The sequence below is a fragment of the Thioalkalivibrio sp. AKL7 genome (genome assembly GCF_000381705.1).
Taxonomy (GTDB): domain Bacteria; phylum Pseudomonadota; class Gammaproteobacteria; order Ectothiorhodospirales; family Ectothiorhodospiraceae; genus Thioalkalivibrio; species Thioalkalivibrio versutus.
The window spans coordinates 22,247-43,527 of sequence record NZ_KB906955.1 but is presented as its reverse complement, the minus strand read 5'-3'; the positions used below and the strand labels follow the sequence as shown (position 1 = coordinate 43,527).

Sequence of the window (21,281 nt, the reverse complement as noted above, 5' to 3'; positions counted from 1 at the left end):
CCATCATAACGCTGTGACGTCATGACGTCACAGCGATTGGTCCGAAACAGCGTCAGGCCCGCGCCGATGGGCGCGAGCGCAGCCAGTGGTACAGGGCTGGCAGCACCAGCATGTTGAGGGCGGTGGAGCTGAGCAGGCCGCCGAGGATTACGATGGCCATCGGGGCCTGGATCTCGGTGCCGGTCTCGCCCAAGCCCAGGGCCAGCGGGATCAGCGCCAGCGCGGCGGTCAGTGCGGTCATCAGGATCGGGGTCAGCCGCTCCAGCGCCCCGCGTTCCACGGCCGCGTCCAGCGGCACGCCTTCGGCCGCCAGGCTTTGGTAGCGGCTGATCAGCAGCAAGCCATTGCGCACGGCGATGCCGAACAGGGTGATGAAACCGACCAGGGCCGCGATGGTCATCACGCCACCCATGGCGAACACCGCGATTACCCCGCCGATCAGGGCCAGCGGGATGTTGACCATCACCAGCAGGACCAGGGTCAGCGAGCGCAGGGCCAGCTGCAGCACCAGCAGCATTGCGACCAGGACGCCGGCGGATACGATGACGATGGTCCGGGTGGCCTGCGCCTCGGCCTCGAACTGGCCGCCCAGCTCCACGCGATACCCCTCGGGCAGCGTCACCTGCTCGCCGATGGCGGTGCGGACCTCGCGGGCGGCGCCATGCAGGTCGCGACCCGCCACGTTCGCACTGACCACCAGGCGGCGTTCGGTATTCTCCCGATTGATCTGGTTGGGGCCGCGTTCGATCCGGGGTTCGGCGACCTCACCCAGACGGATGTGGTGTCCGGTGGGCGTGCGGATCGGGATGTCCGCCAGGCCGTCGATCACGCGGTGTTCCGCCGGCAGGCGCACGACCAGGTCGAAGCGTCGTTCGCCCTCGAAGATCTGCGCGACGCGCGCGCCACGCCAGGCGGTCTCGATGGTCTCGGCGGCGTCCGCCACGGTCAGGCCGTAGCGGGCGAGGGCGGTGCGGTCGGCATGCAGCCGGATCTGGGGCACCGCCGCGACGGGCTCGACCGACAGGTCGACGATGCCGTCGATCCCTTCCAGGGTCGCCTCGATCTGCTTCGCCAGACGCTGCAACTCGCCCAGCCCGGGGCCAAAGACCTTCACCGACAGGTTTGCGCGCACGCCGGTGAGCATGTGGTCAATGCGGTGCGAGATCGGCTGGCCGATGTTGAACTGCCCGGGGAAGGCGGCCAGTCCCGCGCGCAGCTCCTCGAGGAACGCCTCCTTCCCCTGCGGTAGCGGGCCCAGACGGACATCCAGTTCGCTGAGGTGGGGTGGTTGGGTATGCTCCGCCCCCTCGGCACGTCCGGTGCGGCGGGCGGCGGACAGGATCGCATCCTGCTCCAACAGCCAGCGCTCGACCTGGCCGGCCATCTCCGCCGAGGTTTCCAGGCTGGTTCCGGGCGGCGTGGCCATCTCGATGGTCAGGCTGCCCTCGTTGAAGTCGGGCAGGAACGATCGCCCCAGCAGCAGCGTGGCCGCCAGCGTGGCCACGGCGAGGATGGTGGAGAGCGCGAGGATGCTGCGCCGGAACCGGAGCGTGGCGCGCAGTAGCGGGCGGTAGCCGCGTTGCAGCAGGGCGGCCACCGGCGGTTCGCGCCCGGCATTGCGGCGCGCGATCGCGGGCAGCAGCCAGCGGGCGAGCACCGGCGTCACGGTCAGGGCCACTATCAGCGATGCGGCGATCGCGATCAGGTAGGCCACCCCCAACGGCTGCAACAGGCGACCCTCTACCCCGCTCAGGAAGAACAGCGGGGCGAACACCAGCATGATGATCACAGTGGAGAAGACCACCGGGTAGCGCATCTCCGAGCAGGCCTGGCGCACGGTCTCGTCCAGGCTGGCGCGATCGCGATCGCCGCCATTCTCGCGCAGGCGGCGATAGATGTTCTCCACGAAGATGATGGCGTCATCGACCAGCGCGCCGATGGCGATGGTCATGCCCCCCAGGGTCATGGTGTTGATCGTGATGCCCAGTGCCTGCAGGGCCAGCAGGGCGATGGTCAGCGACAATGGAATGGCGAGGACCGAGATCAGCGTGATCCGTACGCTCAGCAGGAACACCAGCAGGATCAGCACCACGAAGATCGCGCCGTCGCGCAGGGCCTCGGCGACGTTGGCCACCGCCGCCTGGATGAAATCGGCCTGACGGAACAGGTTGGGTTCGAGGGTGATGCCTTCGGGCAGCCCCGCTTCCAGCCGCGCGAGCGTCGCGTTGATCGACCGGGTCAGTTCGAGGGTGTCGGCATCCGGTTGCTTGGAGACGGCCACGACCACGCCGGGGTGCCCATTCACGCCGCCGTCACCGACCGGGATGCCCGGACCCATCGCGACCTCCGCGACATGCCGCACCAGGATCGGCATGTCGTCGCGCACGGCGACCACGGCCTGTTCGATCTCATCCAGGCGTTCGGCGCGACCGAGAAAACGGATCAGGTAGTCCTGTCCGCCGTCGCTCAACCGGTCGCCGCCCGCATTGCGGCTGGCCTGCTCCACAGCGTCGCGGACCTCCACGAGATTCAGGTTGAACGCCGCGAGGCGCTCGGGGGCGACCTGCACCTGGTACTGGCGGACCTGGCCGCCCAGGGTGGTCACCTGGGCCACGCCGGGGATGGCCTCCAGCTGGCGCGCCACTACCCAGTCCGCGACCTCGCGGGCGCGCATGCCGTCCTCGCGCGCCTCGTCGCGTACGCCCAGATAGGCGATCTCGCCCATGACCGAACTGATCGGCCCCAGCTGCGGGGCGGCGACCCCCGCGGGCAGTTGCGTTTGCACGCGGCCCAGGCGTTCGTTGACCACCTGCCGGGCCTGGTAGATCGCCTCGCCCCATTCGAACTCCACCCACACCAGCGAGAATCCGGCCACGGACTGCGAGCGCACGCGGCGCACCCCGGATGCGCCGCTCACCGCGGACTCGATCAGGTAGCTGACCTGCTGTTCCACCTCCTCGGCGGCCAGGCCGGGGGCCTCGGTCATGACCGTCACGGTGGGCGCGGTCAGATCGGGGAACACGTCGATGGGGGCCTGGCTTGCCTGCCAGGCCCCCAGCAGGAGGATGCCCAGGGCCCCGGCCATCACCAGCAGACGGTTGGCGAGGGACCATCGAATCAGTCGATCCAGCATGTCGCCATCCCCTTAGTGCGCGTGGCCGTGGCCAATGTCGTCGGAATCCCGGCCTGCCAGCAGGACCGCATAGGCGCCCCGGGTTACCACGCGCTCGTCCGCCTCGATGCCGGAGAGGATCTCCACTCGCCCGGCGGAGCGGGCCCCGGTACGGACCGGACGTCGCTCGAATGACTCGCCCCCGGTCTGCACGACCACGATCGGCACGCCATCGTCGTCGATCAGCGCCCCGACCGGGAGCGTGATGCGATGGCGGGGCGGCCCGGCGGCGAGCGAGATCGTTACCGGCATGCCGGGACGGTATCGGTTGTCTGCGGCTTCCAGGGCGAAGGCGACCGGAAGCGTCTGCCCCGGGCCCTCGAAGGCACCGCCTTCCCACACCGGTTCGCCCCCGACGGTCCGCCACTCGCGACTGCCCGGTTGGCGCACGGCCGGGTCGGCCAGCGACGTAACCCGTTCCAGATCCGCCGGATAGAGGTGCGCCACCAGCCACAGATGCTCGCCGTCCAGCACGCTGGCCAGGCGCTGGCCGGCCTGTACGACCTCCCCGGGGCTGACATCCAGGGATTCCACCCGGCCGCCCGCCGGGGCGCGCAGGGCCAGCGTCCCGGAAACGGCGCTGCCGTCGAGCCGTTCCTGGCGATCGCGGGCGTCGTCCAGTTCGGCCCGCGCGGTGTTGCGCTCGCGACGGGCTTCCACGACCCGGCTGTCGGCGATCACGCCCTCCTCGGCAAGACCCGTCAGACGTTCCAGATCGGCCTCGGCCGCGGTCAGGCGTTCCTGTGCCCGGGCGAGTTCCAGGGCCAGGCCGCTGGAGGTGCCGCTGTCCGGCAGTACCGCCAGGCGCATCAGGCTGTCGCCGGCGTGCACCTCGCGCCCGGGCGCCGGCCAGTCCCCGTCCGCCGTAATGATCCCATTGGCTGGTGCGACCAGTCGGGTGCGTTGGCCGGGTACCTCGCGGATCGTCCCGGGGACCTCGATACGTTCGGCGAACGGCTCGTAACGGGCTGGGGCCGTGGCAAACCGCATACGCCACTGCGTCTCCTTGAGGAAGGTGATCGTGTCGTCGGCATCGTGTGCGTGTCCCTCGTCGTCATGTCCGTCGTCGTCGTGCGCGTGCCCGTGGTCATCCTCGTCGTGGGCGTGCCCCTCGTCGCCGGGGTGCGCATGGTCGTCCTGGTGGTCATGGCGGTGCCCGCCGGGGACCGTCACCTGCCCAAGGGTGCTTTCGCGGATGCCGTCGGCATCTTCGTGCACGCCGGTCAGGTAATAGCGCCCGGCTTCCGGCAGTTGCAGGGTGACGGCGAAGATGCCCTCGCGGTCGAGATGGGCAGTGGCTTCGCTGAATACCTCCCCGTAGCGGTTATGCATCTGCAGGGTCAGTTCCCCGGTGGTGACTGGACGGAAGTCGTCCAGCCAGGTGGCGTGGACCAGGAAGGTCTCCGAGGCCCCGGGCTCCAGGGGCCCGGCCTCCACGAACCATTCCAGTCCCGCATCCCAGTGGGTGATCTCGAGGTCCTCGGCCAGGGTGGGGCCGGTCGCCAGGGACAGGACCAGCAGGATGGCGATGCGCGTAATCCGGTGGGTGATTCGGTATGTCATTGGGTGTCCTCCACGAGGCCGAGCCCCGCTGCAATGCGCAGTTCGCGCCACTCCGCCCAGCCCTGGGCAAGCAGATCCTGTTCCTGCTCGATCGCGTTGAAATGGGTGTTGTAGGCCTCGAGTACTTCCAGCAAAGAGGCCTCGCCGCTCTCGTAGCCGCGGTAGGTCAGGTCGCGTACCCGCCGGGCGGGCACCAGCGTCTGGTTGCGGTGGCGGTCCAGTTCGTCCAGCAGGTGCGCCAGGTGCACGCGGCCGACCTCGACCTGGCGGGTCAGGTCGCGGCGCAGGGCCCGGACCTCGGTCTGGCGCGTGTAATGGTTCGCCACGGATTCGCGGACGCGTCCCTGGTTGCGGTCCCATAGCGGCAGCTCGAGCTGCAGCGCCACGCCGGTGGAGGTCTCCCGGCGGCCGTCGATCACGTCGCGCTCCTGAAACAGCCGGATGCCGATATCCGGGCGCCCTTCGGCCCGTGCGCGGGCAATCTCCAATTGCGCGGCCTGTTGCTGTTCGGACGCGGCCCGCAGGGCGGGGTGCTGGTCCACTACCGCCTGTGGTTCGATCCTGGCGGGCGCCGGGGGTGGGTCGTCGAAGGCGGGGGCGGTGCCCAGCTCGGTGGGGCGCCGGTCGAGCCAGGCGGCCAGGGTGGCGCGGGCCTCGGTCCGCGCGCCCTCGGCGGCCTCCAGCTGGCGTACGGCCTCGGAGCGGAACAGGTCGATGCGCAGCCGCTCGCGTTCGGACAGGTCGCCGCGTTCCTGTCGCAGTCGGGCGATGCGCTCCAGGCGCTGGGCCTCTTCCAGACGCTCGCGCGCCAGGTCAAGCCCCGTCTCCGCCTGCTGCCAGGCATGAAATGCCGCGCCGATGTGGCCTTCCAGCTCCAGGCGCTCGGCGTGGGCCCGCCCCTCGGTCGCGGCGAGTCGGGCGGCGGCGGCATCACGTCGATGTCCGATCTGCCCCCATAGCGGGAGCGGCTGGGTGACGGCAATCGCGCTCAGCGAATAACCACCGCGCCCATCCTCGATTCCGAGCTGGTCGGAGGCCTCGGCCTCCAGCGTCGGGTTGGGCCAGCGCCCCGCCTGATCCCGCGCGCCGCGTTGGGCGTCAATGCGGTGTTCGAAGGCCTCGGCCTCGGGGGCCACGGACAATCCGTGAGTGACCGCCCGGTCCAGGGTCCAGCGTCCCGAGTCCGCGAGCGCAGCGGGTATGCAAAGCAGTCCGATCAGTCCAGCGACCGACCAGGCAAAAACCGAATACGGCATGGGAAGCACTCCCCATTGATGACGATCCAGGCTGCGCCCCCGGGGAGGCGTCAGCACGCTACGTTCGAATCAATGGGTCAGGCGGGCGGCCCGCGCAGGGGTGGTGCGAGCCAGGGAGGGGATGCGCGAAGGGGGTGGGTAAGGTCCGCGATGCGAGGAGGTGCGCGCGGGGCCGCCACGGACCGGTCGCCGGCCGTTGTTGGCAGCGCCGCGCCGGGCAGATCCAATACGGTGACCGGCTTGCCAGTGGCCTGCGGTGTCAGGTCGACCTCGGCCGACTCGTCGTGATGGTGGGCGTGCCCGGAATCGTGCGCCGCATGCGGCGATGCGTCGTGCGCGTCGCCCACGTGCAGGTGCAGCCCCGCCCCCTGCAGCAGGGGCATGGACAGCATCAGGCTCAGGACCAGCAGGGCGTGCAGCCACGTATGACGGTTGGCAGTGCGCATCGCGCCGCAATCTACGCCGGGTCCAGGACAAGGGCAAGACGCCACGCGTGCATGGGTTGCGTAAATGGCGCCCCGGGGGCTCCCGGGGGCCGGTTTCAGTCGGATAGCGCCGGGTAGTCGGTGTAGCCGTGTTCGTCGCCGCCGTAGAAGGTGGCTTCGTCCCACTCGCTGAGCGGGGCGCCCTGGCGGAAGCGCTCGGGCAGGTCCGGGTTGGCGATGAACGGGCGGCCGAAGGTGACCAGGTCACAGCGTCCGGCAGCGATGCGCTCGCGGGCCTCGTCGGCGCTGTAGGCGCCATTGCCGATGTAGGTTCGGCTGAAGCGCGCGCGGATGGCGTCGATGATGGATTCCGGGCGGCCGGTTTCGTGATTGCCCTGGAAGGAGTCCTCCACCACCTCGATATAGGCGATGCCGGTGGCGTCCAGGGCCTCGGCGAAGGCGCTGTAGGTCGCCAGCGGATCATCATCATGCATGCCGTTGAAACTGCCGGTCGGGCTCACGCGGATGCCCACGCGCTCCGGCCCCCAGATCTCGATCACCGCGCGCACGACCTCCAGCGGCAGACGGATGCGGTTCTCCACCGAGCCCCCGTAGGCGTCGGTGCGGTGGTTGCTGCCACTGCGGATGAACTGGTCCAGCAGGTAGCCGTTGGCCGCGTGGATCTGCACGCCGTCGAAGCCGGCCGCCTTGGCATTCTGCGCGCCCTGGCGATACTGCTCCACGATGCCCGGCAGCTCGTCGAGTTCCAGTGCGCGCGGCTCCTGCACCTCGACCATGCCGGATTCGGCACTGATGAAGGTGTAGGCGCCCTCCGGCTGGATGGCGGAGGGGGCGACCGGCTTCTGACCGTCGGGTTGCAGTTCCGGGCGCGAGATGCGGCCGACGTGCCATAGCTGCGCCTGGATGCGTCCCCCGGCGCCATGCACGGCCTCGGTGACCTTGCGCCAGCCGTCCACCTGCTCCTGCGAGTGGATGCCCGGGGTGAACGCATACCCCTTGCCCTGCGGCGAGACCTGCGTGGCCTCGCTGATGATCAGGCCGGCACCGGCGCGCTGCGCGTAGTACTCGGCGTTCAGATCAGTGGGCACGTCGCCTGGCTGCCCGGCGCGCGAGCGCGTCAGCGGGGACATCAGCACCCGGTTCGGCAGCTCCAGCGGGCCCAGGCTGTACGGGCGAAAAAGCGCGTCATCGTGCTTGGTCATGGGGTCTTCCTTTGGGTTCGTATCGATCCGTGCTGCGAGTCGGACCCGGATCAACCGAACACGTTCCTTTCAGACGGGAGCACTCCGCTGATTCACGGTCGGACACCCGGTTCGGCCGCCTCGATCAGGGCACGTGCGCGCTCGGCGATGTAGTGTGCGGGGCGGGCCAGGGCCTGGTCCAGGGTGATGCTGCCGTCGCACAGGGCGCGGGCGCCGCTCAGGCCGAAGGCGCCGATCTCGGCCTCGTCGCAGGCGATGGAGCCGGCGATCGCCACCACCGGAACCCGCAGTTCTCGGGCGCGGCGCACGACTTCTGCTACCACCTTGCCGTGCGAGGTCTGGCCGTCCAGCTGGCCCTCGCCGGTGATGACCAGATCGGCCTCGCGGATCGCGGCGTCCAGCCCGATCAGTTCGGCCAGGTAGCCCGCGCCCATGCGCGCGCTACCGCCGAGGACGCAGTCCAGTGCGAACCCGAGCCCACCGGCGGCGCCGGCGCCCGGGGTGTCGGTGGGACGATGGAGGTGCCCGGCGGCATCAATGCAACGGGCCAGATGCTCCATATGCCCATCCATCGCCGGGATGTCGGCCGCCTTCAGGCCTTTTTGCGGGCCGAATACCGCCGCCGCGCCATGCGGCCCGGTCAGGGGGTTGTCGACGTCGTTGAGCACGGTGATGTCGATGCGGGCCAGGCGCGGGTCCAGTGCGTCGAAATCGACCCGTTCCAGATCGGCCAGGCCCGCCGGGTGGGGCGCAAGCGCGTGTCCCTCGGCATCCAGGAAGCGCACGCCCAGGGCCGCCAGCATGCCCGCGCCGCCATCTACCGTGCCGCTGCCGCCGAGGCCGATCATCAGGTGTTCGGCGCCGGCGTCCAGGGCCGCCCGCATCAGTTCGCCGACACCGAAGCTGTGGAGCTGCCAGGGGTCGTGCCGGTCGTCGGGAATCCGGTCCAGCCCGCAGGCGGAGGCGACATCGATCACGGCCCGCTGCTCGCGGTGATCGCAGCCCCAGCCAGCGCTCAGGTGGGCGCCGGTGGGGCCGGTCACATCCGACAGGTGCCAGGCCCAGCCAAGGGTGTGGCTGACCAGCCGCGCCGTCCCCTCGCCGCCATCCGCCATGGGCAGGGAGCGTACCCGGGCATCCGGGCGGGCGGCGTGCACCCCGCGGGCCATGGCGGCGGCCACGTCCTCGGCCTCCAGGCTGCCCTTGTAGCTGTCCGGGCAAACGACGACCCGGAGTTGACCAGGGGGACGCTGATTAATCTGCACGTTCGCGCTCGAGTCGATTCTGCGCGCTGACAAGGCGCGGTGAGTGAAGTGTAGCCGAGCTACATGAGCGAGCTGCAACGCCGTCAGCGCACAGAATCGGCTGAGCCCCTCCGGGGTTGGTGCCCCCTGTTCCCCGATGCTGCGTTGCGCCGCTTGCGGGTAGAACCACTAACCGCTGCACGACGCGCCTTGTCTCGGGAAACAGGGGGCACCAACGCGAGCGTGCAGATTAGTCAGCGTCCCCCTAGACAAAGATCAGGCCCAGGATGTAGATGGTGATCATCGCGCTGATGCCCTGTAGCAGCGTGGCGGTGGTGAACACCTTGTACGCGGTGGACACCTTCATGCGGCTGAACTGGGTGACCACCCAGAAGAAGCTGTCGTTGGCGTGCGAGACGGTCATCGCACCGGCACCCACGGCCATCACGGCCAGGACCATGCCCATGGTCGAATCCAGCCCCAGCGAGGCCAGCATCGGCGCGATCATGCTGGAGGCGGTGACCAGTGCCACGGTGGACGAGCCCTGGGCGGACTTCAGCGCCGCCGCGATCAGGAACGGCACCAGCAGGCCCAGGCCCAGGCCGCTCAGCAGGTCACCCAACTGGTCGCCGATCGGCGTCTCGCGCAGCACGTTGCCAAACGCGCCCCCGGCCCCGGTGATCAGGATGATCGGGGCCGCCAGCAGGATCGCATCGACCGTCATCTGGTGGAAGCGGTCCTTGATGCCGGCGCCCTTGATCAGCAGCAGCGCGAAGATCACGCCGATGGCCAGGGCCACCACCGGGGTGCCGAGGAAGATCAGTGCGTTGGCGAATATCCCGGCCTCGGTGTCGCGGGTGGCCAGCAAGGCGACGGAGCCGATGGAGATCAGCACGATCGGCGCCAGGATGGGCATGAACGCGCCCAGCGTGGTCGGGCGGTGCTCCAGCTTGATCTCTTCCCTCTCGACCTCCTGCCCGGTGGCCTCGCTGATCGGGTCCGGTTCCAGCAGCTCTTCGTCATTGGCATGCGCGTAGCGGCTGGCCCACAGCCAGCCCACCGCGGCCGCTACGGCCGAGACGAACAGCCCGACCAGGATCACCAGGCCCAGGGCATCGGCGATGCCGATGTTGCTGGCGGCCGCAATCGGGCCGGGGGTAGGCGGCACGAAGTTGTGCGTGGCGAACAGACCGGTCGCCAGCGCGACACTCATGGCCACCACCGAGATGCCGGCGGTCTTGGCCAGCGCGTTCTTCAGCGAGTTCAGGATCACGTAGCCGGAGTCGCAGAACACCGGGATGGACACGATGTAGCCGATGATCGAGACCGTCAGGGTGGGGAAGCGGTCGGACAGCGCGCGGATGATCGCCTCCGCCATCACCACGGCCGCGCCGGTGCGGTCGAGGATGACCCCGATGATCGTGCCCAGGGCGATCACGATGCCGATGTAGCCCAGGGTGCTGCCGAAGCCGTCGTTGATGACACTGATCGCCTCGCGCGGCGCGATACCGCCGATGAGTGCCATCGCGAAGGCGGCGATCAGCAGGGCGAGGAACGGATGTACGCGCAGTTTCGCGGTGGCGAACACCAGCGCGGCGACGACCACAATCAATCCGATAATCAGCATGTCGCGTCCTTTTGCCTTTTTATGAGTATCGATCCGGAGTCTAGACGTCCGTGAGCGGTTCGGTGTCCCGTGATTGGTCTGGGCGCTACAATCCAGACGCCATTGCTTGCCAGGGGATTCCTGCATGCATCGTGTTATCGCTTTTTCGGGGTTGATGGGCGCGAGCCTTGCGCTGGTGATGTCCGCATCGGCCGCGGCCAATCCGTATTCCGGGTTGCAGGAGCGCGAGATCAAGGCACTCTCCGCACAGGAGACCGAGGACCTCCTGGAAGGGCGCGGCATGGGGATGGCGCTGCCGGCCGAGCTGCACGGCTATCCGGGCCCGCTGCATGTGCTCGAGGTGGCCGAGGAACTGAACTTGACGGCCGAACAACACCGCGAGACCGAGCGGCTGTTCGAGACCATGCGGGAGCAGGCGCGCGAACTGGGCCGGCGCATCGTGGAGCGCGAAAGGGAACTGGACGCGCGCTTCGCGGAGGGCGGGATCTCCAGCGAGACCATCGAGACGCTCACGGTCGAGATCGGCGAGCTGCGCGGCCGCCTGCGCCACCTGCACCTGTCCTACCACCTGAAGATGGACGCATTGCTCAGCGACGAGCAGAAGGCGCGCTATCGGCAGGCCCGCGGTTATCACGGCGAGGCGGAAGATCGCCCGGGGCCTGAGCATCACGGCCACGAAGGTCACCACCACTGAACGCCCGTGCCCTTGCCGGAACGGAACTAACCGGCCGGGGCTGTGTTCGATTGAAAAGACGATCGGAGCGCGCATGACGGGAGCCCTGAACCTGGATCTGAACCGGCCGGTGGTCGTGGAGACGGCGGCGCAGCCCTGGAGCGGCAGCCGTGCCGACGGCGTGGTGCGCAAGCCGCTGGAGCGCGAACAGGCGGAAGCGGGCCGCGCCACCAGCATCGTGCAGTTCCAGCCCGGAGCCCGCTTCCCGCCGCACACGCATGCGCTGGGCGAGGAGATCCTGGTACTGGACGGCGTGTTCTCCGACGAAACCGGTGACTATCCCGCTGGCACCTACCTGCGCAATCCGCCGGGTTCCCGCCATACGCCGCACTCGGGTCCCGGCTGCACGTTGTTCGTGAAGCTGGAGCAGTTCGCGCCCGAGGACCGCGAGAAGGTGGTGGTCGATACCCACTCGGCGCCCTTCCAGCCGGGCATCGGCGGCTTGCGCGTCCTGCATCTGCACAGCTTTGGGACCGAACACACCGCACTGGTGCACTGGCCGGCGGGGGAGCATTTCCAGCCCCACCGGCACTGGGGCGGGGAGGAGATCCTGGTGCTGTCCGGCGAATTCATCGACGAGCACGGACGCTATCCCGCCGGCACGTGGATCCGCAGCCCGCATTCGAGCCAGCACGATCCCTGGGTGGAGGAGGAGACGCGGATCTACGTGAAGACCGGTCACCTGTGATGCCCTGCGCCCGGGCCTGCGCTTTCACAGGGTAAGGTGACCGAAGGCGCCCGGGCCGGGTACAGGGACCCCCTTACACGGGAGCAGGCCGATGCAGCAGCCCGAATCCCAGCAGGACACTGTCCTCGACCCGTATCGTGCCCGCATCCGGGCGGCATACGGGGTCGACGAGGCGGCCGTGTTGCGCGACCTGCGGGCCGCCATCCGGCTGGATGCCGAGGCTCGCGCCCGTATCGCGGCCGAGGGCGCGCGCATCGTCGAGCGGGTGCGCGCCGAGACGTCGCCGTCGCTGCTGGAGAGCTTCCTCGCCGAGTACGGCCTGTCCACCGAGGAGGGTGTCGGCCTGATGTGCCTGGCGGAGGCCCTGCTGCGGGTGCCGGACGCCGAGACCATCGACGAGTTGATCCAGGACAAGATCGAGCCCTCCGACTGGGGCGCCCACCTCGGGCATTCCTCGTCGTCGCTGGTGAACACCTCCACCTGGGCCCTGATGCTGACCGGCAAGGTGCTGAGCGCCGACCCGCAGCGCCCGGCCGCCGCACTGCGCGGGCTGATCCGGCGGGTCGGCGAGCCGCTGGTGCGCACCGCAGTGGCGCAGTCGATGAAGCTGCTGGGCCGCCAGTTCGTGCTCGGCGAGACGATCGCCCAGGGGATGCGCAACGCGCGCGAGATGGAGCGCGAGGGCTATACCTATTCCTACGACATGCTGGGCGAGGCCGCCCGCACCGATGCCGATGCCCGGCGCTATCATCAGGCCTATGCCACGGCGATCGCCGAGATCGCGAGGCAGGCGCAGGGCGACGTGCGCTCCAGCCCCGGCATCTCGGTCAAGCTTTCCGCGCTGCATCCCCGTTACGAGTACACCCACCGCGCGACGGTGATGGCGGACCTTGTGCCGCGGGCGCGGGAACTGGCCCGGCAGGCAGCGCGGGCCGGAATCGGTTTCAACATCGACGCCGAGGAGCAGGATCGCCTGGAGCTGTCGCTGGACGTGATCGAGGCCCTGCTGGCGGATCCGGAGCTGGCCGGCTGGGACGGCTTCGGCGTGGTCGTGCAGGCCTACGGCCGCCGCGCAGCGCCGATGATCGAGGCGCTTTACGCGCTGGCGGAGCGCCTCGACCGGCAGATCATGGTGCGCCTGGTCAAGGGCGCCTACTGGGATACCGAGATCAAGCTGGCGCAGGAGCTGGGCGTGGAACACTTCCCGGTGTTCACGCGCAAGGTGAACACCGATGTCAGCTACATCGCCTGCGCGCAGATGCTGCTGGACCGGCGCGATCGCATCTACCCGCAGTTCGCCACCCACAACGCGCACACCTGCGCGGCGGTCCTGGCCATGGCCGGGGACGACCGTGACGGCTTCGAGTTCCAGCGCCTGCACGGCATGGGCGAGTCGGTGCACGCCACCGTCAAGGCCACGGCCGGCACCCGCTGCCGCATCTACGCCCCGGTCGGTGCGCATCGCGACCTGCTGGCCTATCTCGTGCGCCGTCTGCTGGAGAATGGGGCCAACAGCTCCTTCGTCAACCAGGTGGTGGACAGCACCATCCCGCCGGCGGAGATCGCCCGCGACCCGCTCGCCGACCTGGACGCCCTGGGCGATGCCATCCCCAACCCGGCCATTCGCGACCCGGCCGATCTCTACCAGCCGCAGCGGCAGAACTCGCGTGGCTACTGCGTCAACGAACCCGCCTCCATCCTGCCGCTGCTCGAGGCGCGCGAGGCCTTCGCGCGGACGCGCTGGCAGGCGGCGCCGATGCTGGCAGCGGGGTATGCGCCACAGGGCGAACCGCGCGACGCGGTTTCTCCCGCCGATCCCGAGGACGTGGTGGGGGAGGTGCGCGAGGCCACGGCGGCGGAGATCGAGCACGCCCTGCGCGCCGCATTGATGGGGTTTGTCGACTGGTCGGCGCACCCGGTTGCGGCACGGGCGGATCTGCTGCGTGCCATCGCGGAGCGTTACGAGGCGCACGCTCCCGAGCTGATCGCGCTGGCTAACCGCGAGGCCGGCAAGACCGTCTGGGACGGCATCGCCGAGGTACGCGAGGCGGCCGACTTCCTGCGCTACTACGCCGGCGAGGCCGAGCGGCTGGCACGGGAGGCGGAGCTGGAGCCGCGCGGGGTGTTCGGCTGCATCAGCCCGTGGAACTTCCCGCTGGCGATCTTCACCGGTCAGGTCGCCGCGGCCCTGGCGATGGGCAATACGGTGGTCGCGAAGCCTGCCGAGCAGACCCCGCTGATCGCTACCCGCGCGGTGGAACTGATGCGCGAGGCGGGCCTGCCGGAGACGGCGCTGCAGCTGCTGCCGGGTGATGGTCCGACCGTGGGCGGGCCACTGACCGCCGATCCGCGTATCAGTGGGGTCTGCTTCACCGGCTCCATCGAGGTCGCGCAGCTGATCCACCGCAGTCTGGCGGACAACGCCGGGCCGGAAGCCGTGCTGATCGCCGAGACCGGCGGGCTGAACGCGATGATCGTGGACAGCTCCGCCCTGACCGAACAGGCGGTGCGCGACATCCTCGCCTCCGCCTTCCAGTCGGCCGGCCAGCGCTGCTCGGCGCTGCGCATGCTGTATGTGCAGGACGAGGCCCATGACCGCCTGATGGAGATGCTGCAGGGCGCGATGGACGCGCTGACCATCGGCGATCCCTGGCAGCTGGCAACCGATGTCTCGCCGGTGATCGATGCCGAGGCGCAGGCGGATATCCGCGACTACCTGAAGGCACAGGCGGAGCAGGGCCGACTGGTGAAGTCGCTGCCGGTGCCGGAGGCGGGGCGCTTCGTCGCGCCTTCCATCGTCCAGCTCCCGGGGATCGAGGCTCTGGAACGCGAGGTATTCGGACCGGTCCTGCACGTCGCGCGCTTTCGCGCCCGGGACCTGGACGCCGTGGTGGATGCTATCCATGCCCGCGGCTACGGCCTGACCTTCGGCCTGCATACCCGCATCGACGATCGCGTGCAGCAGGTGGTGGAGCGTCTGCGCGTCGGCAACCAGTACGTCAACCGCAACCAGATCGGCGCCATCGTCGGCTCCCAGCCATTTGGGGGCGAGGGGCTTTCCGGCACCGGCCCGAAGGCGGGCGGGCCGCTGTACCTGACCCGTTTCGGGCGCCGGTCCGGCGCGCCCGAGGAGGTACCCGCCGCGCCGGAGCCGGGGGGCGAAGGCGTCGCGCACGAGGTCCTGCAGCAGGCCCTGGACGCACTGGATGCCGATGACTGGGCCGCGCGCACGGATCGCATGGAGGTACTGCGCCGCGCGCTGTCGGAACGCACGGGTCTGCCGCGCAAGGCACTGGCCGAGACCGCGGCCCTCTACATGAGTCCGCAGACGCTGCCGGGCCCGACCGGCGAGAGCAATCGCCTGAGCCTTTATCCCCGCGGCCCGGTGCTGTGCCTGGGGCCGGGTGCGGAGATCGCGCTGGCGCAGGCGGTGCAGGCGCTGGGGGCGGGGTGCCCGGTGCTCATGGTGGCCCCGGGCGCCGAACGTGCCGTGCGGGCCCTGCACCGGGCGGGCGTGCCTGTGGCCGGGATCGATGGCGTGGTGGAACCGGGCACGCTGACCGCGCTGGACGGTCCGGTCGCGGTGGCGGCGGCCGGCGCGAGTGACTGGACCCGTGCGCTGCGCCAGGCGCTGGCGCAACGCGACGGGGCGATTGTCGCGCTGGAGACCGCCCCCATCGCGCCCGAGCGCTACGTGGTCGAGCGCCACCTGTGCATCGACACCACCGCCGCCGGCGGCAACGCCAGCCTGCTGGCGGCGGCCGACGGATCGGAATGAGGCATCACGCCCCAATGACGACGCGTACCGACGGGGCTGCGGACCCTCATCTACACTCGATCGAGACGCGCCCGAGCACCAACGCAACAGGGCCATCGGCCTGATACGAGGAGACGCTCCATGGATATCAATATGCCGATGCCCACTCTGGTGACCTTTGCCGCCTATCTGGCGGCGATGCTGATCCTCGGGATCGCGGCCTACCGCACGACCACCACGCTGTGCGACTACGTGCTCGGCGGACGTCGCCTGGGGCCGGGGGTGGCCGCGCTGAGTGCCGGGGCCTCGGACATGAGCGGGTGGCTTCTGCTCGGGCTGCCCGGTGCGGTCTACGTGTCCGGGCTGTCCGAGTTGTGGATCGGGGTGGGGCTGGTGGTCGGGGCGCTGCTGAACTGGCTGTTCGTGGCCGGGCGCCTGCGGCGCTTCACCGCGCTTGCGAAGGACTCGCTGACCATCCCGGACTTCCTCGAGAACCGCTTCGAGGACCGTACGCGTATCCTGCGGGTGGTCTCCGCGATCGTGATCCTGGTGTTCTTTACGCTCTACATCTCGGCCGGTCTGGTCGGGGGCGGGCTGCTGTTCCAGAGCTCGTTCGGCATGGACTACGAGACCGCCGTGTGGGTCGGCGCCATCGTGATTATCAGTTACACCTTCCTCGGCGGCTTTCTGGCGGTGAGCTGGACCGACTTTCTGCAGGGCATCCTGATGTTCCTGACGCTGCTGGTGGTACCGATGTTCGCGGTGGTGCTGATCGGCGGCTGGGGCAGCGTGCAAAGCGAGGTCGCCGCCGTGGACCCGACCCATGCCCAGGTGCTCCAGGGTATGACCTTCCTTGGCATGCTCTCCCTGCTGGCCTGGGGTCTGGGCTATTTCGGTCAGCCGCATATCCTGGCGCGCTTCATGGCGCTGCGCTCCGAGCGGGATGTACCGCGTGCGACGCTGATCGGCATGACCTGGATGGTCCTGGCCCTGATCGGCGCGGTGGCCACTGGCTACATGGGGATCGCCTACTTTGCCGACGCCCCGCTCGCGGACGGCGAGACCGTGCTGATCGAGCTGATCCGCGCGCTGTTCAATCCCTGGGTAGCAGGCATCCTGATGGCGGCGATCCTCGCCGCGATCATGAGCACCATCGACTCGCAACTGATCGTCTCCGCCAGTGCCATCACCAACGACTTCTATCGCGGTATCCTGCGCAGCGAGGCCGGGGCAACCGAGCTGGTGTGGATCAGCCGCGCCGCGGTGCTGGGGGTCTCGCTCGTCGCGCTGCTACTGGCCATGGCGCCGGAGGCCGGGGTGCTGGATCTGGTGGCCTACGCCTGGGGCGGGTTCGGCGCGGCCTTCGGCCCGGTGATCATCCTGGCGCTGTACTGGTCGCGGATGACGCGCAACGGGGCACTGGCCGGAATGGTGGTCGGCGCGGTCACCATCATCCTCTGGAACCAGGCCGAAGGAGGCCTGTTCGACGTCTACGAGCTGCTGCCGGGCTTCATCTTTGCCACCGTGGCCATCGTCGTCGTCAGCCTGCTGCCCGGCGGTCCGTCCGAGTCGGTCCAGCGCCAGTTCCAGGAGTCGCGGCGGCGCCCGGCGGAGTAATCCCGGTCCCCGGGAACCGGTCGATGGCGGCCTCCCGGGCCCACTGGAGGGCCAAGGCTCGCTTGGCCCGTGGCGAGGTCTGCTTGATCCGGTGTTCCTCCCGCAAGGCCTCGTTGCGCGAGGCAAAACCCCGGGCTGCCAGTAGCTGCACGGGCCGGTGCATGCGGGTGAAGCGGGCTCCGCGGCTGGCCGCGTGGGCGGCCATGCGCGCCGCCAGCTGCGGCGTGATCCCGGTGTAGATGCGGCCGCCCCGGCACTCCAGCAGGTAGACGTACCAGGTCCCGTCGCGCTGTTCCGGCGCGGCCACGGCCGGTGTCATGGTCATGGGGTGTGCCGGGCCGGCCGGGCTCAACGGCGCTTCTTGCGGCGCTTTTGGCCCACCTTGATGCGCTGCAGCGCGGCCTGCAGCTCGGCATGCGCCTCCTTCGGGATGGAGGCCGAGCCGCGCAGGCGCAGTCCGTTCTGGCGGCGGATCGCGGTCAGCCGCCCCTTCTGGATACCGTAGCGTCGCGCCACATCCCGCACCGTGTGCTGGAACGTCTTTGGCGGATCACCGCGGCGGGCCCGCGGATGACCGTCCTCGATCTCGATGCTGAAGATGATGCTGACCTGCCAGATCAGCAGGGCGCCCGCGACCAGCAGCAACGCAATCATCAACAGCAACGAGATCAGCATGGCGTCCCCTCCAGTGGGATGGGCCCGAAGCGCTCGGGCCTTGTGCAAATGGACTGGGCTGATCGTAGCACCCGAGTGCGGTCATGCGAGCCCGTGTGCGCCAACCGGACGGCGCTGGTCTGAACTTCCGCATGCTGGCGGAGGGCGGTGATGTGGAAACAGAATGTTCTGTGTGCGCAATAAGAGATATAATGTGCCATATGCACTGAATTGGAGGCGCGCCATGAACACTGCGGAAGCCCTGGCTCCGGAACGCGCCGATATCCTGCGCGAGGCGCTGGTCAATGCCGGGAAGGCGCTGGGCCTGACCCAGGCGGAGCTGGGCGAGGTGGTCGGACGCGGGCGCACGGACATCAGTCGGGGTAACATCGACCCGGCCAGCAAGCCGGGTGAGCTGGCGCTGTTGCTGATTCGCTGCTATCGCGCGCTCTATGTCCTCACCGGCGGGGATGTCGGTGCGATGAAACACTGGATGCAGACGCACAACCACCACACCGGAGGCGTGCCCGCCGAGCAGATCCGCACGGTTCAGGGTTTGGTGGGCGTTCTGGAATATCTCGACGCGATCCGCGGCAAGCTATGAGGGCAACCTGACATGCCGGACTGGGATGCCTTGGTCGAAGCCGCGCCGCGTGTCACGCTGAGAGGGGAGGTCCTGCGCCTGGTCGAGAGCCAGGAGCAGGTTGCCACCAACCAGATCGTCAGCTCGCTCGACCGCCAGGCCGTGCTGGAAGAGATGCTGGAGGCCACCAAGCCGCCCCGGCGTCCGGGCACCGAACGGCTGCATTATCTCCTCGCCACGCCGTTTCGCTACCCGCCGCTACGTCACGGATCGCGCTTCGGCCGTCGCCACGAACCCAGCCTGTTCTACGGCGCCCTGCGCGAGCGCACGGTCCTCGCCGAGGCGGCCTACTACCGGTTTGTGTTCTGGCATGGCATGGCGACCCCGCCGCCACGCAAGCTCGACACCCAGCACACCCTGTTTGTCGCACGCTACCAGACCCCGAATGGCTTGCAGCTCCATCAGCCCCCGTTCGCTGAACACGCGGACCTGTTGCGTCATCCCGCCGACTATCAGGCCACCCAGGCCCTGGGCGCCGCGCTGCGCGAGGCCGGCATCGACCTGTTCGAATACCCGTCCGTCCGCGATCACGAGGCCGGCCTGAACCTCGGGCTCTTCAATGCGCGCCCGTTTACCCGCAACAAACCCACGCGCCAGGATCCCTGGCTGTGCCAGCTCACCGCCGACCACGTCCGTTTCCTCAAGCCCCGCGACGGCGCCCTGCACGACTTTCCCCTGACCCAGTTCCACTACCAGGGCCGGCTGCCGCTACCCGCCTGACAGCCGTACCCACACCGGCCATTGCGAGGCCTCGCAGAGGCCGTGGCAATCGGTCGGACCCGCCCACAGGGCCTCGATCCCCTCCCTGTGAATGTGCTGCGGAGTCCGGGCTGGAACCCGCATGGTGTTGTGCCTCATGGAGACTGTGCGATCTTGGAGCGATCGGTGTCGAGCCGGATCCAGGGAACGCCGAGGCGGCCCGGGTATTCCTCCAGCAGCAGCCGGTCACCTGCTCGAACGGAGTGGTATAGCCAGCGATCGACGCGGATTCCGCGCTTCTCTTGAGGGCCGTCCCACCCAGAAAGTTTCAGGTAGTGAAGGGTATAGCCACGCCCCCGCTCGGCCGTCTTGTCGCGCACTTCAACAGGGTGTCCCAGAGCGGAGGACCGATCAAAACTCATATTGACGTCCCGAAGAAGCCCGTAGCTGGTCATGGCAGCGCCGATCAATCCGGCTAAAGCCAGTTCGATCAGGACGAGGTGGGTACGGGAGGTGCGTCCCAGCCAGGCGATGGTCACGGCCGCCAGCAGCGCGAATACGACGATGCCCGTGCTTATCGAAAGCGACACCATCTCCGATGCTCGAATGGGGCCGGGGAGGGGCCAGAAGATTCTCTGGTGCAGAAATAGAAAGCCGGTGATCAGCATGGCGGAGCTGATGCTGACGATCAGCACGGCCTTCCAGGCCAATGGGTCTTTCTGCCCACGAGCGGTTTCGGGAATCTCCGATTCCATGGCTTCGGAGAGCTCGCGAAGCAGCGGGACGAACGCCTTCAAGGGTGCCGAAAGGCGACTACGGCTCCGGCGTCTTTGCGCCACGACCTCGACCCATACCCGCTCGCATCGTATGCGCAACTGCCTAAAGCGGAGTCCGTTGGCTTCGCACTCACGGTAAATGCGCAGCATGGCCTCCTGCGTTGTCCCGCACGCTTTCAGCGTCCGGCAGAGCGGTGCCTGGTCGGCGACCAAATAGAAGGTCCGGTCGAATTCGGTGTTGCCTGTGCGGCAGGCCACCGAAAGCCCTATGGTGGTGAACAGCACATCCCACCAGCGACGCACTTTTACGCGGAACTCGACATCCGGTGCCGGGTAGTAGCCAATGCGCTCCACGGGTGCGGAATGGCGGCCTCGGTAGACATAGTTATAGAGCGGGTCCCCGAGTGGGGGCGCTTGTTGGTAACCCGGTACTGGCTCAGATGTTGAAGAAGACCGGCGTTCCCATCGATCCTCGAGCCGGCGTCGGTAGACCCACACCGCCATTCCGATGAGCGTGACGAATCCAGCAAACATCCACATGCGCACGTCCCCTGTGGCAGCGTGTGACAGTGAACCCGTCGGGTCCTACTCGGTGTCATTCCGGGGTGAGCGGCCGGGCCGCCACTCGGCCTGCATCTCAAACAGTTCGATCAGAGCCTGGGCATTCGGATCGTCACAGCCGTGTTCGTCGATGCGCTGCTTTACCTGGGTCTGGATGTCTTCCTGGCCACGCAGCAGGGTGGCCGCGATCTGTTCTCCCGTCGCTTCCGGGTGCTGGTCCTCCAGCGCCATGACGGATTGCAGGTAGATCATTTGCTGGTTGGCCAGAAACGCGACCATCTGGTCGTCATCGATATCGTCACAGCGGGCCGCGGCTGTACTGGATGCGACGAACTGACTCAGGATGTTCAGGATCTCGGGCCGCTCGTCGGCGCTTGCCGGGCTGGCGAGGCCGAATATCAGCAGGAACAGCCCGGCCGTGGCGGCGAGAAGCCGGCGAGGTGGCGGGCGGGTAACGGGGCATGGGGCGGCAGGGCGCACATGCCCCGCGCGGACAGAACTAGAGAATCCCTTTTTCATCGTTTCCCTCCCTGGAAACATCGCGAGCCCATTGATCGGTCGCGCCAACAATCTAGCTGCTGTTTCCCGACCTGTCATCCCTCGTCCTTCTACGGAGCACCTCGTCATTGCGAGGCCTCGCAGA

At 68.6% G+C, this 21,281-nt stretch carries 16 protein-coding genes and 1 pseudogene; 6 read left to right on the top strand and 11 right to left on the bottom strand.

What is annotated here, in order from left to right:
- Positions 1-52 precede the first annotated feature (52 nt).
- The 7 genes from G315_RS0111740 to G315_RS0111710 form a co-directional block, all read right to left on the bottom strand.
- Positions 53-3,133, bottom strand: a complete 3,081-nt coding sequence (locus G315_RS0111740) for an efflux RND transporter permease subunit (protein WP_019612573.1) — start codon at positions 3,131-3,133, stop codon at positions 53-55.
- A gap of 12 nt (positions 3,134-3,145) precedes the next feature.
- Positions 3,146-4,735, bottom strand: a complete 1,590-nt coding sequence (locus tag G315_RS0111735) for an efflux RND transporter periplasmic adaptor subunit (RefSeq protein WP_019612572.1) — start codon at positions 4,733-4,735, stop codon at positions 3,146-3,148.
- A complete protein-coding gene (locus G315_RS0111730; protein ID WP_038034839.1) occupies positions 4,732-5,991 on the bottom strand; it encodes a TolC family protein in 1,260 nt (419 codons plus the stop codon). The genes G315_RS0111735 and G315_RS0111730 overlap by 4 nt, the downstream gene beginning before the upstream one ends.
- Before the next feature lie 77 nt (positions 5,992-6,068).
- Positions 6,069-6,437, bottom strand: coding sequence for a hypothetical protein (locus G315_RS0111725; RefSeq protein WP_019612570.1), 369 nt, complete (start codon positions 6,435-6,437; stop codon positions 6,069-6,071).
- 95 nt (positions 6,438-6,532) lie between these two features.
- Positions 6,533-7,639 (bottom strand): alkene reductase, encoded by a 1,107-nt coding sequence (locus tag G315_RS0111720; RefSeq protein WP_019612569.1) that lies wholly within the window; start codon positions 7,637-7,639, stop codon positions 6,533-6,535.
- Between the two features lie 92 nt (positions 7,640-7,731).
- Entirely contained in the window at positions 7,732-8,898 is a 1,167-nt protein-coding gene (locus tag G315_RS0111715; RefSeq protein ID WP_081624476.1) for a glycerate kinase, read from the bottom strand.
- A 250-nt stretch (positions 8,899-9,148) separates the two neighbouring features.
- Positions 9,149-10,510 carry a GntP family permease gene (locus G315_RS0111710; RefSeq protein WP_018146393.1) on the bottom strand — a complete coding sequence of 454 codons (1,362 nt, stop codon included), beginning with the start codon at positions 10,508-10,510 and terminating at the stop codon, positions 9,149-9,151.
- A 124-nt stretch (positions 10,511-10,634) separates the two neighbouring features.
- On the opposite strand from G315_RS0111710, the gene G315_RS0111705 reads away from it, so the two are divergent.
- The 4 genes from G315_RS0111705 to putP all read left to right on the top strand — a co-directional run bounded on the left by G315_RS0111705 (position 10,635) and on the right by putP (position 17,305).
- Positions 10,635-11,204 carry a Spy/CpxP family protein refolding chaperone gene (locus tag G315_RS0111705; protein WP_019612567.1) on the top strand — a complete coding sequence of 190 codons (570 nt, stop codon included), beginning with the start codon at positions 10,635-10,637 and terminating at the stop codon, positions 11,202-11,204.
- A 73-nt stretch (positions 11,205-11,277) separates the two neighbouring features.
- The gene (locus tag G315_RS0111700) at positions 11,278-11,931 is read left to right on the top strand and encodes a cupin domain-containing protein (protein WP_019612566.1); all 654 of its coding nucleotides are present in this window, start codon (positions 11,278-11,280) and stop codon (positions 11,929-11,931) included.
- A 91-nt stretch (positions 11,932-12,022) separates the two neighbouring features.
- The gene (gene putA, locus G315_RS0111695; RefSeq protein ID WP_019612565.1) at positions 12,023-15,709 is read left to right on the top strand and encodes a bifunctional proline dehydrogenase/L-glutamate gamma-semialdehyde dehydrogenase PutA; all 3,687 of its coding nucleotides are present in this window, start codon (positions 12,023-12,025) and stop codon (positions 15,707-15,709) included.
- Between the two features lie 120 nt (positions 15,710-15,829).
- The gene (putP, locus tag G315_RS0111690) at positions 15,830-17,305 is read left to right on the top strand and encodes a sodium/proline symporter PutP (protein WP_018146389.1); all 1,476 of its coding nucleotides are present in this window, start codon (positions 15,830-15,832) and stop codon (positions 17,303-17,305) included.
- A gap of 10 nt (positions 17,306-17,315) precedes the next feature.
- Here the strand turns inward: putP and G315_RS14385 are convergent.
- Together G315_RS14385 and G315_RS0111680 are read right to left on the bottom strand one after the other, a co-directional pair.
- A pseudogene (locus G315_RS14385) lies at positions 17,316-17,630 on the bottom strand (GIY-YIG nuclease family protein); the annotation flags it as partial.
- Positions 17,631-17,653: 23 nt separating this feature from the next.
- Entirely contained in the window at positions 17,654-17,980 is a 327-nt protein-coding gene (locus tag G315_RS0111680) for a DUF3634 family protein (protein ID WP_018146387.1), read from the bottom strand.
- Between the two features lie 223 nt (positions 17,981-18,203).
- Between G315_RS0111680 and G315_RS0111675 the strand changes: the two genes are divergently transcribed.
- A complete protein-coding gene (locus G315_RS0111675) occupies positions 18,204-18,563 on the top strand; it encodes an MbcA/ParS/Xre antitoxin family protein (RefSeq protein ID WP_019612564.1) in 360 nt (119 codons plus the stop codon).
- A 12-nt stretch (positions 18,564-18,575) separates the two neighbouring features.
- Positions 18,576-19,322 carry an RES family NAD+ phosphorylase gene (locus G315_RS0111670; RefSeq protein WP_019612563.1) on the top strand — a complete coding sequence of 249 codons (747 nt, stop codon included), beginning with the start codon at positions 18,576-18,578 and terminating at the stop codon, positions 19,320-19,322.
- Positions 19,323-19,456: 134 nt separating this feature from the next.
- On the opposite strand, the gene G315_RS0111665 is transcribed toward G315_RS0111670, so the two are convergent.
- Both G315_RS0111665 and G315_RS0111660 read right to left on the bottom strand, forming a co-directional pair.
- Entirely contained in the window at positions 19,457-20,431 is a 975-nt protein-coding gene (locus G315_RS0111665; protein WP_019612562.1) for a hypothetical protein, read from the bottom strand.
- Between the two features lie 231 nt (positions 20,432-20,662).
- Positions 20,663-21,118 (bottom strand): hypothetical protein, encoded by a 456-nt coding sequence (locus G315_RS0111660; protein ID WP_018146383.1) that lies wholly within the window; start codon positions 21,116-21,118, stop codon positions 20,663-20,665.
- Positions 21,119-21,281: the final 163 nt, after the last annotated feature.